9 protein-coding genes are annotated in these 17,868 nt (G+C 49.8%); all 9 read right to left on the bottom strand.

What is annotated here, in order from left to right; genetic code table 11:
• Positions 1 to 375: 375 nt before the first annotated feature.
• The 9 genes from A8990_RS06680 to A8990_RS06640 all read right to left on the bottom strand — a co-directional run bounded on the left by A8990_RS06680 (position 376) and on the right by A8990_RS06640 (position 17,707).
• On the bottom strand, positions 376 to 1,104 hold the full coding sequence (locus tag A8990_RS06680) for a response regulator (protein WP_116188235.1): 729 nt from the start codon (positions 1,102 to 1,104) through the stop codon (positions 376 to 378).
• 6 nt (positions 1,105 to 1,110) lie between these two features.
• Positions 1,111 to 2,271 carry a sensor histidine kinase gene (locus tag A8990_RS06675; protein ID WP_116188234.1) on the bottom strand — a complete coding sequence of 387 codons (1,161 nt, stop codon included), beginning with the start codon at positions 2,269 to 2,271 and terminating at the stop codon, positions 1,111 to 1,113.
• A 72-nt stretch (positions 2,272 to 2,343) separates the two neighbouring features.
• Positions 2,344 to 5,076: a stalk domain-containing protein gene (locus A8990_RS06670; protein WP_116188233.1), complete on the bottom strand. Its 2,733-nt coding sequence runs from the start codon at positions 5,074 to 5,076 to the stop codon at positions 2,344 to 2,346.
• Positions 5,077 to 5,238: 162 nt separating this feature from the next.
• Positions 5,239 to 9,675 (bottom strand): Ig-like domain-containing protein, encoded by a 4,437-nt coding sequence (locus A8990_RS06665; RefSeq protein ID WP_116188232.1) that lies wholly within the window; start codon positions 9,673 to 9,675, stop codon positions 5,239 to 5,241.
• Between the two features lie 166 nt (positions 9,676 to 9,841).
• Complete coding sequence (metK, locus tag A8990_RS06660) at positions 9,842 to 11,044, bottom strand: methionine adenosyltransferase (protein ID WP_116188231.1); 1,203 nt, start codon at positions 11,042 to 11,044, stop codon at positions 9,842 to 9,844.
• A gap of 244 nt (positions 11,045 to 11,288) precedes the next feature.
• A complete protein-coding gene (locus A8990_RS06655; protein ID WP_116188230.1) occupies positions 11,289 to 11,558 on the bottom strand; it encodes an alpha/beta-type small acid-soluble spore protein in 270 nt (89 codons plus the stop codon).
• Between the two features lie 91 nt (positions 11,559 to 11,649).
• Complete coding sequence (locus tag A8990_RS06650; RefSeq protein WP_116188229.1) at positions 11,650 to 12,204, bottom strand: hypothetical protein; 555 nt, start codon at positions 12,202 to 12,204, stop codon at positions 11,650 to 11,652.
• A gap of 24 nt (positions 12,205 to 12,228) precedes the next feature.
• Complete coding sequence (locus tag A8990_RS06645) at positions 12,229 to 14,724, bottom strand: hypothetical protein (protein WP_116188228.1); 2,496 nt, start codon at positions 14,722 to 14,724, stop codon at positions 12,229 to 12,231.
• Between the two features lie 121 nt (positions 14,725 to 14,845).
• The gene (locus A8990_RS06640; protein WP_116188227.1) at positions 14,846 to 17,707 is read right to left on the bottom strand and encodes an S-layer homology domain-containing protein; all 2,862 of its coding nucleotides are present in this window, start codon (positions 17,705 to 17,707) and stop codon (positions 14,846 to 14,848) included.
• Positions 17,708 to 17,868: the final 161 nt, after the last annotated feature.

The following is a 17,868-nucleotide window of genomic DNA, read 5'->3' as shown; positions in this document are numbered from 1 at the left end:
CTTGTTTCAACCGTAATTCGAAATGAATCTCCTCACGTCCATGAGACCTCCCACGGTAAGACGATTCACTTTCCTTCCATGCACCCGCATCATTTACATTGGCACGTCCGTGTAGTTAATTGGACTTCGTTATGTGTTGCAAACTCGTCCCGTGTCCTATGCCTGATGATATTCGTGTTCCTCGGGTCGGAATTTTGCCTCCAGCTTCCTTCAGATTCCACCTCACAATGGACACCCTTGCTCTTGGCTAGTGGTTGGCAACTACAAGCCCCCACAGCGGACTTTCACCGCCTAGTTAATCGCCATGCGTGGCACACAACAAAAAGCTTCCGCCATCAAGCGGAAGCTTCTTATTATCCTATGTATAATGCTTTATTATAGCGTTACCCAGCCAAACTTGATCGAGTTGATAACGGCTTGCGTGCGGTCATCCACTTCCATCTTCTGCAAAATGCTGCTGACGTGGTTTTTAACCGTCTTCTCACTGATGAACAGGAACTCGCCAATCATCTTATTGCTCTTGCCCTCCGCCATCAGGCGAAGCACTTCAGCTTCACGGCGGGTCAGCGGGTTGTTCTCGCCTGCGATAAACTTCACGCCAGCCTCGCGTGCTGCAGCTGCTCCGGAAGTTGCGCCGATCTCATCGAGGTACGTCATGCGGCGCAGCTGATTGATCAGCTTGCCTGTTACCTTCGGGTGGATGTAAGCGTAACCGCTCACAACCGAACGAATGGCATTTGCTAGCGCCTCTGCCTCCATGTCTTTCAATAAGTAGCCGCTGGCTCCCTTGCGCAGCGTCTCGAATACGTAGCTCTCATCATCGTGAATCGAGAGGATGATAACTTTGACTTCCGGAAAAATATCACGCAGCCGTTCAGTAGCAACGACCCCGTTCTCAATCGGCATGTTAATATCCATCAGAACGACTTCCGGCTTGTTCTGATTGCAGAACTCGAGCACCTGGATACCGTCATTGCACTCGCCGATGACTTCCAAATCTTCTTCCATGTTCAGAATCCGCTTCAAGCCTTCACGGAATAGCTGGTGATCATCAGCTATCAATACTTTAATCTTGCGCTTGCCGTTTACCGCATTGGTTTCCATCGTCATTTACTCCTTTCTTGAATCCGGATTTACCGGGATATGAATAATTACCTTTGTGCCGTCGTTAATCTTAGACTCAATCTCCATCCTTCCATCAAGCAGCTCGACACGCTCGCGCATGCCAATGAGCCCGAAGTGGTTGCTGTCGCTTATCCGCGACTCCAACGCATCGACATTGAAACCGACACCATTATCTTTGACGACAATTTTCATCATTTGTCCTTGATACGTAATATCGAGCGAGACGAAGGAAGGGTTCGCATGCTTGAACGCATTCGTGAATGCTTCCTGAACCATGCGGAAGACGCCCGCTTCCATCGCTGATGGAAGGCGAATCTCCTTGCCGATCGTGTCGAACATCGTCCGAATTTTACTTTTTTCCTCGAAATCTTGAATATATTTGCGAAGAGTAGGCACAAGTCCTAAATCGTCTAAAGCCATTGGTCGCAGATTGAAAATGATTTTGCGGATTTCTTCGATGCCGGAGCGCACTTGACTCTTCAAGTCTATTAATTCTTCCTGGACGATTTGAAATTCCTGCTTCAATAGCATTCTTTCTGCAATTTCCGTCCTAAGAACTATATTTGCGAGCGACTGGGCAGGACCGTCATGAATTTCTCTAGCAATCCGCTTGCGCTCTTCTTCCTGGGCCAAAATGATCTTGAGCCCGATCTGCTGCCTGTTCTTCGCCGATTCAAGAATGCGAGTGACCTGCGTGAGGTCACCCGACAGATATTCTAATACGACGTTGATCTGAGACGCAATCGACTCCGCACGCTCAATCGACTTCTCGACACCCCGTACGCGCTGCTGTAATTCATCGCGGCGGGCTCTCAAGTACGTCTCTTTCTCACGGAACACCATGAGATCGAGCTGCAGCTGCGTCGCTTTCTCGTAAGCCGCTTTAATATCCTCTTCCTTATATCGGACGAAGTCACGGCTAACTTCAGTTAAGCGGATGCGCGCTCTGCGGTAATCCATCTCTAACTTATCAACTTTATCGATAACGGCGCCAGTCTCGGCAATAACCTGGTTCAGCTCTTGGCCTAGGGCAAACATTTCCTTGCGTGCGGATTCGCAAATTTCGAAGATCTGATATTTGCTGTCCTCCATCACAGAAACCGCGTTTTTGATTACACGATCGATGTCGTTTATGCGGTAGTCCATGTTCTTAACGGCCCACTTTCTTCATGTTCTACTAATTCTATCATACCACATAACAGTAGACTGGCGAGCATCCTACGACACGGTAATCCTACCCAATTTCTGATCCCAATCGACCTTAAGACCCAGCTGCTCGGAGACGAGCCGGACCGGAACGAGCGTCCGTCCGCTGCGCGTAATCGGCGCTACCTCAGCCTGCTTGCGAACACCTGTAAGCAAGAAGTCCTTTTGGCCGACCCACATGTCCATCAGCTTGTCGCCGCGAAGTACGGTAACGCGCTTCGTCCCCGGTTCCCAGCCTACTTGCGCACCCATCGCCTCAGAGATGAAACGAAGCGGCAAGTATGTCGTTCCTTCCAGCAGCACCGGCGCCACATCGAGCTTGTACGGCTTGCTGTCTACCTTTGCACTCTTGGAACCGAGCGTAAGTTCAATTGGCACCCGATCCGGTTCCGCAACGACCGGCGGATATTGGAAGGATACATTATCCCAGCCAATTGTGCCTGTCAGCTCCCGCTCATCCTGGCCATCCGCCAGCGAAGCGACGTAGAGCCGTTTAAGCGTGATTGGATAGGCCATTTGATCGGCTGGCAGAGAAACCTTGATCTTCTTCCATCCCGTCCAGTCGACCTGTTTTGCAATTGTAACTAATTGAGCTGCACCCTTGCTGTCGATGAACTCCGCCCGAATCCAGTTCAAGCTGTTGTCGCCCATCACATCGAGCGTTATCGATGAAGGGTTGCCATCCACCTTGCGCCCGCTGCCATTCAGCACCGCATAGGCTGCCTTCGTACCGGTCCCGCCCGTGAAATCATAGGCGAGCTGCAGGACGTTCGTCGTATTCGTGCCCGGCAATCCGGATACAACGGTAGATGTTCCCACTACACCATTCGTACCTTGGAATGAAATTGGGTAGGTCTTCGCTTCAAAATCTTCAAATTTTTTGTCGGCTCCTGCCGCAAGTACCGCCATCGCGGAAAATCCGTCATATCTGGCGATCAAATATCCGGCTTTCGCGGCTGCGTTCACGGTACCAATCTTCAGCGTGCTGCCGTCCATCGTTCCTGTGAATCCGTTCATTTCCCATTTGAGCGAAGACGCCGGCACCGTCAGCTTGCGGCCATCCGTCAGCGTCACATGCACCGGAACAGAGATCGACTTGCCCTCCTCCAGGACAGCTGTGCTAGGGTCTACACTCATCGAGGCGATCTGCGCGCCGCCGATAACTTCGATCGGCAGCTTGTCGCTGATCGTGCCGGACTTTGCCGTAATCGTCGTCTTGCCTGCTTTGGCAGCCGTGAATGTATTGCCCGCGAATGCGCCGAGCGCGTCGTCGACATTCCAAGCCTTCGTTAGTGTACTTGGGTCCAGCGGATTATAGAACGTATCGTATGCGGTCATATCATAAGAAGCCTGCTGTCCGATAAAGAGAACGCTGCTGCCTTTGGCGATGATGCCTTTGAGCTGGCCCATCGGCGCGGTCGTGAAGACGCCGAGGCCGTTCGTCACTTGACGCTGCGTCGTGCCATACTCCGTCGGGAACGCGAGCAGCGTGCCCGTATCCCCAAGCGGACGGTCGATCATCGTCGTCGAGCCGCCGCCGTCGAGATTAACGCCTTTCCATACGCCCAGCTGCACCATCAGCTTCTGCAGCTCCGCAAGTGTCACGCCTTGACTTGCCGTACTGTCTTCAACGGTAATGATAAGCACTTTACTGCCATCCTTCGTATAGCCTACTGCCGTACGAGCCCGGTCACTGCTTGGGCTGATGCTGCTCGGATTCCGCGAGAACGCTGCGACTTTGCCTTGGTCCACGAGAATGGTATGGCCGCCGATCAGCATTTGCAGCGAATTCGGATCGACTTTCTGACCCGTCGACTGGGCAACGAGATTGTAGGCAGCTGTCACAGGCTGGCCAACTTGAAGATGCTCGCGCGCATATTGCGCCGCCTTGCCATGTGTCCGCAAAATGTAGCCGTCCGCCGGAACTGCTCCGGCAATCATGCCATTATCCGCGAACTTCGTAACCACGCCGTTCTGCACGAGCACCTCGGTTGGGGTTGTCGCGCTATCTGACGCATCCGGACGCGTCTGTGTCCATGCGCTTGTGTAGATGTACATCGCGTTCGCGTGGCTGTACCCGCCATCCGGCTCCGTCGTGTAGGCTGCCTTGTTAATGCCCGTCAATGCGAACGTAGAGCCGTCTCCCGCCGTCACTTGCCCTTCAAAGCTGTACATATCGATGAGCGGCTGACGATCCTTCGTCACGGCAAAAGCATACATCCCTGTCAGCTTCGACGGGCTCACCACTAATGAGCCGCCGGTTACTTCTGCACCAATCGGCGAGTATTTGCTGCCGGTTGCCGTATTGAAATAGTCGCCGTTCACCCCGGCAACAGCGCCGGAGTTCTTCACCATATTGCCGACAGAGCCAACACCCGTCACGGAGCCTGTCTTGCCGTTCATCACATCGAGCTTGACATACGGATTCGTCAAATCCACCTCAATGACATGTACGTTCGACCATACAGCGCCTGCTCCAGGATTGCTTGTCCATGTATAATCGACTCGCTTCGCGCCTGAGGTTAACATCTCTTCTCCAATGCGCACGAGCTGTGCTCCCGTTTGTACTGCTGCTGTTCCTGTATCGCTTGCTGCGTGAACAGATGTAGGTATAAGGATGGCTATTGGTTGAATGAGCAGTGATGCTCCAAGTGACAGGACGATTAGTCGCTTTGCATGCTTGTTCCCCTGCTTCTTCTTCGTTTGCGTCTGCGGCTTTCTAGTTAGACTCTCTTTCCTATGCATCTTCCTCGCAACTCTCCCATCTCAAAATCTATCTACTACTATAGACTATGAAACTAGTGGAAAGTTACGGACGATAGAAGAATGCTATCGACATTGTTCGACCGACAAAAAAAAGCTATCCAGTCCTGAAGGGACCGGATAGCACGATATGAATCTCCTAATTTAACTATTGATGAACTCCGCATAGTTCAACAGTCGTTTCACCATAACTGCCGCCTCTGCGCGCGTCGCATTGTTCTTGCCGCCAAACGCGCCGTTCGACATGCCGGTAATGACGCCTGCTTCGACAGCCTTCGCTACGTCTGTCTGCGCCCACGTACCGATCTTAGCTCGGTCCGTGAATTTCTTCAGTGCATTCGCGCTCGTCTGCTTCAGTACGATCTGAACGCCTGCTGCGCTCGCTGCACGTACCATCATCGATGCCATCTCTTCGCGCGTCACCAGACTGTTCGGCTTGAATGAGCCGTCCGTCATCCCTTGAATGATGCCCGCCTTACTCGCAGCGCCGATATAAGTGGCAAGCGTGGTGTTGGTGTTCACGTCTTTGAATTTCGCCGCTGCGCTTCGGTCGCCAGTGAGGCCGAGGCCCTTCGCAATGAACATCGCAAATTCGCCGCGTGTAATCGCCTTATTCGGTCCGAATGTAGTCAGCGTATTGCCTTCGACAATATACTTGTTCGCCATGAGCTGAATGTCGCTCCGAGCCCAATGCTTCGCAATATCGGTATAACTTACGGAGCCTTTCACAGCGGCGTAGACGCTGTTTCCTTTGCGTTTGAAGCTAATGATGCTTTGGCCGCCTTCTTGCGTAACCTGCGTCGGTACATACGAGATTTTGCCGGATTGCGGGTCCAGCCATACGACCGCGACCTGTTTGCCGTCCAAGCCCGCGGAAGTTGCAATCGTACGCGTCACATACCCGCTAAGATCATCGACTTGCTTCGTCTGCCCATTGCTGCTCACCGCGAGATCGAAGCTTATCGGACTAACCAGCGTTTGGGCATGCGCGCCGTTCAGCTGCGTCGTCAGCGACGCCGCTAATGAGCCTGCGTTCGTGTCGATCGATACGATCAGCTGGCCGACAGCGCTCGCCGCATTCATCATTTGGCCCAGCTGCGTATAGTTCAGCGCACTGAGCGGAATTTCATACGTTGTATTCTGATACGCGACGACGAACGATGCGTTCGGGGTCGCCTTCTTCACATCTTCAAGCGTCCCTAACGGGAGGGCTACCATAGCCGCCTTCTCGGCGCTCGGCACCGTAAAGACAACTCTCGGCTCCATGCCGCCGGTCTTGCGAATCGTATTAAAGGCGTTGTTAATCTTCTCCGCCGTCAGTGCGAATTGATTCACGGCGCTTCCCGCCGGAGACACGGCAGTCGACGTCGTGGCTGCCGATACCTTAATACCGAGACCGCCGCCTGACGCTGAGGTGTAATCGCCGCTCGTATTGTCGTCCCATGTCGTCTGGTTTGCAGCGTTGGTATCTGTGAAGGATGCTGCTAGCGCACCAGCCGTCGAGCGAATACCGAGACTATTAGAGACATAGCTGACCGTGACAGAGTCTCCGACACTCACAGGCGTGTACAGCGTCAGTACGACGGACGACCCGCTAACCGTTGCCGCAGAGATCGGACGCGATACGGCGTTGACCTTAACGGCGAATTGCGAGATAGACGGTTGATAGGACGCGTTTAGCGTCGTGCCATACGTCGCTGTTATGTTTCCGCCTTTCGCTATAATCCCGTTAAGCGATAGAGTTCCTGTGCTGCCCGCATTAGCCTGTACGCTATTAAACGCCGGCGCAGAGTTGCCGCCAAGGTCTTTCAGCTCCGGGCTGCCGCCCAGATAGGTAACGAGAATCGTATCGCTGGCTGCTGCAGGCGATGCGAGTGTCAGCAGGACTTGGCTGCCGCTAACGACGACATACGATACGGACCGAACAGTTCCATTGACTCGAACATAGTAGGATGAAACCGGCGGTACAAGGGCCGTATTCAACGCTTCGTCGTAGTTTAGGATAATCGTAGATCCGGTAGACGTAATCGTCTGCAGGGCCGGCGCCTTTACGTCTTGGCCATTCTGGATATTGAAATTGCTAAACGAATACAGGGCATTATTCGACAAATCCTTGAGCGGATAGGACGATGCATAGTAAGAGAGCAACACCTTTTGTCCGAGTACAACTGGATTCCCGCTAAAGTACAAGAAGAGCATATTGCCTGAACCGGTGATTTGCGTAGCTGTCCGTACAGATCCGTCAATCGTGACGGAGAACTGCGAATACGCGTATGGGCTCACGTCTGCAAGCGCCTCGCTCATCGTCAGGATGATCAAGTTCGCGTTTACGGTGCCGCTAACCTGAACGGGAGCTGTTGAATCCGGCACATTCGTCACGCTGACATTCGAGAAACTCGCCGCTGCTATCCCGGCCAGACTCTTAATTGGGCTGGCTCCTAAAGCAGAATAGGACACTTTGATCACTTGTCCGCTCGAGACTGTACCCGTAAGCGTAAGTGTCACCACTTGACCGCTGATTTGAACATTCGTAACCGCATTAGCCGATCCGTTCACGGTGACATAGAAGTTCGCGGGAACCGGCGTTGCCGCTGCGCTCGTATCCAAATTATCGTTGAACGTAATCGCTAACCTCGAACTACCCACCAGTTCCGCCTTCGATACGGTTGGAGCGCCTGTAGAGCTGTTCGATGTCTTGAACGTCCACTGGTATTGATTCAAGATGCCGTCAAAATTGTTTCCTGCCAAGTCTGTCACGGCACCTGCTGCAATCTCCACGTAATAGTCGGTCAGTCCAGCCATTGTTCCATTGATCGCAATCTGCAGCAAGCTATTGTTTGTTGGGTCAATCGATAACGTTGTCGTCAGGGGCGAATTTCCGGTCCCCGTAATTCGTTTCACCGTCACAGCCGAAGAATTCTTAATTAGAATCGGCTCATTGAACAGTAACCCCAGCTTCGCGCCGAGCACGGGCACGTTCGTGGCTGTATTCGCAGGGGATTGCGATACAACTATCGGTTTCACACTATCTTGCGTGACTGTGAACGACCAGCCGGAGGAACCGGACAGCCCTGTATAATAGTTGCCTCTTGCATCCGAGAATGCTTGGCCGCCGATTTCCACGTAGTACGACTGGTTGTTGATCAATGTCTTGGAGCTGTCTGTAACCACAATCTTGGTCGTACCGCCTCCGCTGACCTTACTCGAAGTTACCGGGTAGGAAGCGAAGATCGTGCCCGAAGGCGACGTCCGAATTGTAATATTACCTGTACCCGGATAGACCGGCTCGCTGAAATTCATTTCCAGACTAATCGCTGTTGACGCTTGCGTCGTAAGCGGCTTACGATCGGCAAGCAGCGTCGGTGGCGTGACATCATAGCCGGGATCGGTGTAGAAGTTCCACATCGTCGCATCCGAGATGCCCTGATACAGAGAAGCAGTAGGTGCTGTTGTATCTTTGAACGTACCTGCATCAATCAGCACGTAGAAGCCTGTATTCGGAGCCAGATCCGCACTCGGGTTAATGATGACATCCGTTCCCGCACCATTGGCAGCGAATGTTACATTGCCGGAAGGTACGCTAATCGTTTGAACGGTACTGTTATCTGAAATCCTATTAATGCGGATTGTGCCTGTGTTCGCCACGACTGTTCCTGGGAACGTTAACTTCAGATCCGTTGCTACCGGTACGGCAAAAGCATTATCCAGCGGTGACATCACGGTATCGCCAAGCGGCGGCGCCGTAGTCGTGAACTGCCACTGTCCCAAGGCGATACCGGCAAACCTGTTGCCTGACGCATCTTGGAACGCGCCGTTCGGCACGACAACATCATAAGCGCTCGTACCGCGCAAACTGCTCGGCAAGCTCACCACAATTGTATTGGTCCCGCTGCCCGTCACATTGAGCGCATTGACCGGAATCGATTGGACATCTGCCGCTTGTGCGTGATTGGTAACCGTAATGCTGCCGTTTGCAGCAAATACGGGTTCACTGAATACCAAGGTAAGCGACGTGCCAACTCCTGCCGTACCACCATTTGCAGGTGTAAGCGGAGTTACCAATGGATCCGTCGATAACGTCGGCGCTGTCGTGTCTGTTGCCGACACCGTCTTGAAATCCCAGCCAACCGCGCTCGTGATGCCTGCGAAGTTCATATTGGCATCATTCAAGAACGCACCGGCATCGATTGTAATGTAGTAGTTCGTATCCACGACGAGCTTGCCTGCTGTCGGCGTTATCGTCACGATGTTCCGGTTCGTCCCCGTACCGATAACGACACGATTGTCTGATGCCACCACGAATGAATCGACTACGATATTATCGACCTGGCGGTGGATTTGAATGGTCGCCGTTCCAGTCCCCTTCTTCACATTCTCATCAAAGGCTAGGATAAGGCTGGCGTTCGTCGGAACATTCGTCGCATTATCCGAAGGCGAATAACTGGATACAAGCGGACCGCTTGAACCGGACGCCGATATCTGCGAAGGAATGGCAACGAGCCCGCCAAGAGCGAACTGTATCGCTAACATTGCTGCAACTAAGTAAGATAACCATTTAGATTTTTTACGATTTCGGATCAATCCACTTCACTCCCTAATAAATGACACTCGTACTATATTTTTCGGTAGGGAGGTGTCCGAAATGAAGATTTATTGAAGATATATGTCTCCGAAAAGGAGAATCGACCTTCCATAGGCATGAAAAAACCGCCCCTGCATACAGGGACGGCTTCATGTTCACTCTATATTATTGCAGTGCGTCAGCTTTCAGCTTATCCGCTTTGTCCACGCGTTCCCATGGAACGTCGATGTCTGTACGGCCGAAGTGACCGTAAGCAGCTGTTTTGCTGTAGATTGGGCGACGCAGGTCAAGCATCTTGATGATGCCTGCAGGACGGAGGTCAAAGTTGTTCTTGATCACTTCAACGAGTACTTCTTCGTCCACTTTGCCTGTGCCATATGTGTCAACGTTGATGGATACCGGATTTGCTACGCCGATTGCGTAAGCAAGCTGGATTTCACATTTGTCTGCCAGACCGGCAGCAACGATGTTCTTCGCCACGTAACGTGCCGCATAAGCTGCGGAACGGTCAACTTTAGTCGGATCCTTGCCGGAGAAAGCACCGCCGCCGTGACGAGCGTAGCCGCCGTACGTATCAACGATGATTTTACGCCCAGTCAGACCAGCGTCACCTTGCGGTCCGCCGATTACGAAACGGCCCGTTGGGTTGATGAAGTATTTCGTCTCTTCATCCAGCCACTCTGTAGGAACAACTGGTGCGATTACGTGCTTGCGAATGTCTGCTTGGATTTGCTCCAGCGTAACTTCTTCCGCGTGTTGTGTCGAAACAACGATTGCATCGACACGCTTTGGAACGCCGTCAACGTACTCGATTGTCACTTGCGTCTTACCGTCCGGACGGAGGTAATCCAAAGTGCCGTTCTTACGCACTTCCGACAGCTGACGCGAAATGCGGTGCGCCAATGCGATTGGAAGCGGCATAAGCTCAGGTGTTTCGTTGGAAGCGAATCCGAACATCAAGCCTTGGTCGCCTGCGCCGATATCTTCGTTCTCTTGACGAACGTCTACGCCGTCACGGGATTCAAGCGCTGCGTTAACGCCTTGCGCGATGTCCGCGGATTGCTCGTTCAGGGATGTAAGAACCGCACAAGTGCTGGAGTCGAAACCGTATTTTGCACGCGTATAACCAATTTCCTTGATTGTACGGCGAACGATCGATGGAATATCGACATAATCCGCCTTCGTGCTGATCTCGCCGATAACGAGTACCAATCCTGTTGCTACGGATACTTCGCACGCTACGCGCGCGTAAGGATCAACCTCCAGAAAAGCATCCAATACCGCATCGGAAATTTGGTCACAGATCTTATCCGGATGGCCCTCAGTAACCGATTCCGATGTGAACAAATGACGTCCTTTAAGTGACATCTAATCTCAACCTCCTACAACTTTCAAATTGTTAAGTATGATGCATATAATGCACAATTTGCTGGGACTCTATAAGAAATCGTTCGCGTCCCATACGGGATCTAACGTTTAACGTTTCGATTCCAAAAAATGAACCTTTCCCGGACTAACGGAAAAGGTCTCATTAAATAACTTTTTCTAAAACAGTATGATAACGAAAATGTCGCTTTGTGTCAATGGATACGTACCGTCTGGTTACAAAGCTTTACAATCCTTTAAGAACCCGTTCAGCCTCCGCGACTAATCGTCTTGTCATACTGCCGCCGATTGATCCGACATCTCTTGTCGCCATCTGTTCCCAATTCACATGCCCGCTTGCTCCGCCCGTTCCGCCGAGCTCTGAAGCAAACTCCGTATCACCAGAACCAGCCGCGCCTCCGCCTGCTATTAAGCCAAGCTCAGCTGCGATTTCATACTTCATTTGGTTCAGCGCCTGTGCGCATTCAGGGACCACTTTGCGATTACTTCTGGACATAAGATAAGCACCTCCTAGTGGGATGCTTATAGTGTGTGCCGGGTCCAAACATTCGAAGCGGATAACATGTTGTCAGTTCGGGTAAAATTAACTATTGCTGAGCTTGCATCACATATTCGCCACGAACGAGTACCGTCAGAGCACTTGTCTGGCCGGCTTGCGCCGTCACTCCGCGTCCACCGCGTGGGAACAGAATCAGATGGTTGTTCGGTACAGGCTTGCCATTCGTAATGTCAGTCCCGTCTGTCAGGTCAGAGATACCGTTGCTGTCTGAGCTGTAAGCCATCGCTTTACCTGCCCGAACGACAAATTCCGCACCGTCCTTAGCCAACAACCGCTTACCGACAGGCACAACAACGACTTCCACCTTCTGACCGCCCTTGTCCGCCTCTAACTCGGCACGGAACTCGTCGAGCGTCTGCTGAAGCTGCGTATTGTCCTGGCCGCCCCCTTGCTTGGCAAGCTCTGCCTTCACAAGGTCGCTGACCTTCTTATCAATGTAGCTCTTCGTCACGACCGGGTCGTTGACCGAGCCAGGAACGACGGTATTCCCGTCCCCCCTAACTTGTGTTGTCACCACGCTGACTGCGATTAGTCCAATACCTACAACTGAGCCGAGCACGGCCAGTTTCGCCTTCTTATTCAACCTGCAGTTCACCTCTTAATATCATTACCCGTTCGTCATCGCCTGATTTAGCTTCTTCGTCGCAATCAGCTTCTTATGCCCTTGGAACTCGTCATAGATATTTACCGTGAATTGCCGATAAATAATGCCCCAAATCTTACGATCTTCAAAGGCTACTGATCCCTGGAGTTGGTCGCCAATCTTAAGCGCATCATTACCATTCTCCAGGTCAAACTCCTGCTCGAACTTATTATCCTGATCGACAAGTTCAACAACGAGTTTATGAGTTCCTGCTACTTTCTCGTAGTCACCGATCTTAGCCAGATCATATTCGAAATCAATATTAATCTTATAGGCATCTTGAAGCGATGGCGAAAGCTTGCGAAGCGAGATTTTATACGGATTAATGACCATATTCTCAAACGTATCTTGCAAAATGTCTGTCTTCTCAGCCGGCATTCCATATTGAACGGCATCCACGAAACCATCGGCAGTCGCGTCTGGTCCGGTGAACTGGTTCTGTGTCGTTCCTTGGCCGACGATGAGCTGTACATCCGTTAGGTCGTAATCACTCGGGAAGCTCGCATACGCCATTACAAGCGAGTTCTTATTCGGTGTTACTTTATCTTTGATGTTCTGGAAGCTCGCCTGAATGTAATTACCGTTTTTTGTCTTGAAGTAAGCTTGGAGATTCGCCAGATTCGAGAACCGCGATTCCAGGCTCTTATAGTCGAATTCCGCATAAAGCAGCTTCGTGTCTGTCACATCATCCACGTAAGTGTTCACCTTGTTGATTTTCAGCGATGCAGTACGACCGATACCCCTCACATCCATGCTATCAGTGGATTTTAGGACTGGAAGCTGCAACTTACTGCTAGGGAGTTTGAATGTACCGATCGGTGTCGATGCAGTGCCATCTGCGCCGCCTACTTCAGACAATATAACGTTCATATCGCTCGCCTCGAACGTGTACGGCACTTTCGTGCTTACAATATAAAGTGAATAACTAGCGCCTGGAATCGCTACAACCTGATCTGTCTTAATAAGCTGGATATCTTTATCATCGACATTATAGCCGTTCAGTTGAATAGAAGCTTTAATATTCGGCAGTGATTTTGTTACAAACTGCGGATTACGGACCGCGATGACCGCATTAATGATATCTTGCTCTCCCCAAGGCAGACGCTCACCGCGAAGAACCGAGAATTCGAACAAGCCTTGTTTTGTGACATACTGAATCGCGCGATCCGTTCCACCCTGCGCTGTTTGAGAAGGAACCTGGAAGAGCGCAGCAACGTAACCCTTCTTATTCGTTTCGCTTGTTTTGCGCAGCACCAGCTTCAAGCCAGTCATATTGGCTTTCTCCGGCAATGTGAATTGCAAGTATTGCTCTTTCTCAATGCCAGGTGAAAGGTCAATATTCGTCGTCAGCGCCTGCTTTGTTGGGTAAAGTGCGCCATCGCTCGTCATCACGTAGTAACTGTAGCTAGGCAAAGCCACCGTCGATTTGCCACTGTTATTGAAATTCACATACATGGAAAGCGTATGGCTGTCGCTGTCCTGATCATAGAAAGCATCTCTGATCTTCGTATTCACAGGCATATTGTCAACCGTCATTTTGCCGCTGTTGCCTGCTTTAACGTATGTACTTGCTTCAGCAAGTGGTTTAACAACATAACTTGCAATTGGAGCTTCAAGCTTCGTAGTCGGGTCTGTTCCCGTTACAACTAACTGTAAGTTCGGATCTACCTTCTTAATCGGCAATGTTCCATATAACAAGATCTCTTTGGACTCGCCAGGTGCGAGTTGCTCATCCTGAGAAATGTCTGCGCCCAATTTCGTCAAAGATCCGCCTGAACGCTTCATATAATAATTAAAGTTGGATAATGGGATACTATCCGTACTGTAATTGGTGACTCTATAAATAACGACGCCTTCAAGCTGTCCGCCGATTAAATTAAATCGGGAACGAGCCACAATACTGCTTATTTTCAAGTTATTCATTTTAACGACTTTACCTGTCCCAGCCGGAATAACAGGATTATAGGCCATTGGTACAGCAACTTGTCCAATAGTTCTCGTATAATCCGGTTGGCTGAAATCCCATTTAATGAGTTTGAATGAGAAATCCGACAAGTTCTGCTTGGCATTCACCTTAGCCGTAAAATGGTAGTCTGTTGTAGTCTTAGCTACGATTTTGGTATTCTTTGCGTCTTGCTCGTTCATCTTAATCGTATATTTCGTTCCACTCTTGGTCCACATCTCGACCCAATAATCACTGAAATCGAGTTCTTTATTGGAGTTGTTGTAGACCGACACCGTGAAATAAGCCGTCTTATCTGAATCGCCGCTCAAGAATTGCAGGTCAGTCACTTTAGCGTAACTGCCACCGCCAAGGCTAAATGACGGAATTGTGCTCGTCGCAACCGCCGAACTTGTCGATGCCGCAAATACATTAACCGGTTGAAGAATATTGGTCACAGGCATAATTACTGTCGAAGCAATAAGTAGAGAAAGGCCCGTTCGCTGAATCAATCGCATCTAATCATCATCCTTTTTATAGAATCTACTCATATAGACGAATAGGATTCCTGAAAAGTTTCGCATATAAAAAACAGGACCGATTTCTCGGTCCTGTTTCTTCTAGAGAGGTTAGTCTCTATTATTTTACGATTACTTTGAAAGTAATTGTGTTAGCGCCGCTAACCGCTGTTACGTTGAATGTGTCACCAGCTGTTACAGTAGTGGACGAGTCATTGTCAGCGAAGTTAGTACGGAATGTTGTGTAAGTGTCAGCTGTAATCTCAACGCCGTATTGGTCAACTGCTTTGATTACAGCAGTACTCAATGTAGCAAGGTTACTAGCTTTTACTGCAGTTGCAGAGATAACATTTGCACTTTCCAATGTCATCGTAGCATCAACATTGATTACGCTGAATGTTGTTGCAACAGAAGGAAGATCAGATGCTTTTACAACTTTAGTAAGAACAACTGGACCATTTGCACCGTCAACAGTAACGATCACGTTTGCACTTGCAGCGTGATCTGTGAAGTCACCAGCTGCGAATGTCGCACCAACTTTACCTGCAGTTGCAAGATCAAGTTTAGTAGTGTCGGATGCAGTAACTTCGTAGTATCCAGTAGTTGGAAGTACTACTTTTGTGCCGCTAGCCAGTACACCGTTTACTGTAACATCTTGCAGGTAAGAGCCAGTTCCGTTGTTTTTCAGAGTTGCGATGTCAGCAAGCTCATAAGAAGCAATGTCAGCCTTCTCAACAACAGATACCGTGAATGCCAATGAAGTACCGTCAACATTTACCCATTTGTTAACACCAGATACAGTTTTGTACTGTTGCAGTGTAACAGTGTAAGCATCGGAACCTTTTGCAGCTGCACTGATAGCGCCTGTTGCAGCATTGTAAGTTGTTGCAGTGCCGCTTACAGCAACGTCAATCTTGTACTCGCCAACAGCAGGAACTGCGCCAGCCCATGCAAGATCCGTGATTTCACGACCGTATTGGTCGTTAACAACAACGTTTGCGTTAGTGAAAGTAGTACCTGCAGTTTTTGCAAGTGTCGAAGTGAAGTCTTTAGTAGCCGAGATAACTACTGGAGTCTTCGCATCGGTAACTGTGATAGTTTGTTGAACTACTTTGTTAGTACCTGTTACTGCAGTAAATACATAAGTGCCTTTAGCAAGAGCGTTAACATGAAGTGTTGCAGTGTTTTTCACATAGTCTTGAACGAACTTGATACCGGAAGCAGCGATTGTAGCAGGGCTTGTTTTATCCAGGCTCAAGCTACCCAGGCTTACAGAGTACACCGAATTGTTCAATGTCGATGCGCTTGTGATTGCATTGCCGAATTGGTCAACAGCTGTGAAAGGAATGTCGAACGCTTCGCCAGCTACTGCAACTGCTGGAGCGGAAACTGTAAGAGCATCTACTTTACCAGTTTCTTTAACAACTACATCGAAGGATGCAAGTTTGCCAGTAGTTTTGGAGATTACAGTTACTTTGGAAGTACCAGCTGTAAGCGGGCCAGCCAATGCAATTGTGTATTTACCGCCATCCAAAGTTGGGTTCCAAGTAATTGCGCCAACATTTGCAACATCAGTTCTGGATACAGTTACGATAACGTCGGAAGTTACGTTAGCAGCATTAGCAGCACCAGTAATAGTGTTGCCGTATTGGTCTTTAGCTGTCAGTTCAAGAACGAATTGTCCTGGAGTCGAAGCTGCATCCAATACTTTAGTGCTGTCTGCAGTGTTAACAAGTTTGTCGATCGAGATGTCAGATACTTGAGCTTTGTCACCAACAGTCAATACTGCGGAAGCAAAAGTGTTGGAAGCTGTGTCGATTGCACTAACAGCAACTTTCTCGTCTTTTGCGAAGTTAACAGCAGCTGTAGTGTTGTCAATTGTCAACACGCCTGTTGTTGCCAAGGATGCAGCACCTTTGCTCGAAGTAAGAGTCAAGCTGCCAGCTTTAGTAGCTGTAACATCTTCACCGTATTGGTTGGAAATCTTCACCGAAGAAGTGATGATTTGGTTATCTGTAGCTGCACCAGTACGTGCAGGAGCTGCAGTGCTGCTTAGGAATTCGATCTTGCTGATTTTTTCTGCTTCAGCTGTTACTTTAGCAGATGCAGCATTGCTGCCACCTTTTACTGCAACAGTGTAGTCACCAGCAAGCAGGTTAGCTGCGAACTCAAGAGTTGCAGTTGCTTTGTCATCAGCAAAAGTAGTTTTTGCGATGTTTACAACTGTACCAGCTGCGTTCTTAACTTCAAAAGTTACTTTTGAAGTGTCTACTTTTTGGTTAAGTTTCACTTCAATTTTCTTAGCGCCTGCTACTTTAGCAGTTGCTTCAAGAGTTGCTGGTGCAGGGTTAGCGAGTTGGTATGCAACTTCTACAAGTTGACCGCGAACTGCGTTCGCTTTGTAGTTGCTGGATTCTGCAATGAAGCCAGCTTTGATTGCTGCTGCTACATAAGCTTTAGCCCATGCAGATACTGCACCAGCAACAGTTGCGTTCTCATCGATTGGAGCTTTAGCGAACAGATCAGCTACTTTAGCGATTTGCTCGATAGTTACTTTACCGGATGGACCGAACTTGCCGTCGCCAAGACCGTTAAGAAGACCTGCTTTAGATGCTGCGCCGATGTAACCAGCTGCCCAGTGGTTAGCTGCTACGTCGGAGTATTTAGCAGCTGTTGCGTCTGGAGTCAGACCAGCTACCAGTGTAAGTACTTTTGCGAACTCAGCGCGAGTCATTTCTTTTTCAAGGCCTGCGGAACCGTCCGGGAAGCCGTTAAAGATGCCCGCTGCTTTAAGTGCGTCGAATTTACCTTGTGTATCCAACGCTGGAGCGTTGTCTGCAAATACTGCCGATGCGGATGTAAGTGTCATAGCTGCTGCTACGATCAGGGATAAACTTTTCTTCATAACCTTTTTGTCTCCTCCTCTAAATACCTTGCGTTCTTGAGAGTTTTGTTTAGAATATGTTTTGCTCGTTTGTCTCATTGGCCGATTCACCCCCTTTCACGAGTTGAGCAGAGTTCGTATAAATAATGTCTGCAGTTCAGGTTCTTGTAGGAACTTGTCGCAGAAACTTGTAAACTGCTGAATGCATGAAAATTTTGGTAGAGTCTAAACACCACTTTAACATTATACAATGGGTGTTT

The organism is Paenibacillus taihuensis (genome assembly GCF_003386535.1).
GTDB lineage: Bacteria > Bacillota > Bacilli > Paenibacillales > Paenibacillaceae > Paenibacillus_Z > Paenibacillus_Z taihuensis.
The sequence above is the reverse complement of the archived record's forward strand: the minus strand, read 5'-3'. Positions and strand labels throughout refer to the sequence as shown.

Bases quoted from the DNA above. Each gene is read 5' to 3' on its own strand.
- A8990_RS06680 (WP_116188235.1), bottom strand. From the start codon at position 1,104: ATGGAAACCAATGCGGTAAACGGCAAGCGCAAGATTAAAGTATTGATA.
- A8990_RS06675 (WP_116188234.1), bottom strand. From the start codon at position 2,271: ATGGACTACCGCATAAACGACATCGATCGTGTAATCAAAAACGCGGTT.
- A8990_RS06670 (WP_116188233.1), bottom strand. From the start codon at position 5,076: ATGCATAGGAAAGAGAGTCTAACTAGAAAGCCGCAGACGCAAACGAAG.
- metK (WP_116188231.1), bottom strand. From the start codon at position 11,044: ATGTCACTTAAAGGACGTCATTTGTTCACATCGGAATCGGTTACTGAG.
- A8990_RS06655 (WP_116188230.1), bottom strand. From the start codon at position 11,558: ATGTCCAGAAGTAATCGCAAAGTGGTCCCTGAATGCGCACAGGCGCTG.
- A8990_RS06645 (WP_116188228.1), bottom strand. From the start codon at position 14,724: ATGCGATTGATTCAGCGAACGGGCCTTTCTCTACTTATTGCTTCGACA.
- A8990_RS06640 (WP_116188227.1), bottom strand. From the start codon at position 17,707: ATGAGACAAACGAGCAAAACATATTCTAAACAAAACTCTCAAGAACGC.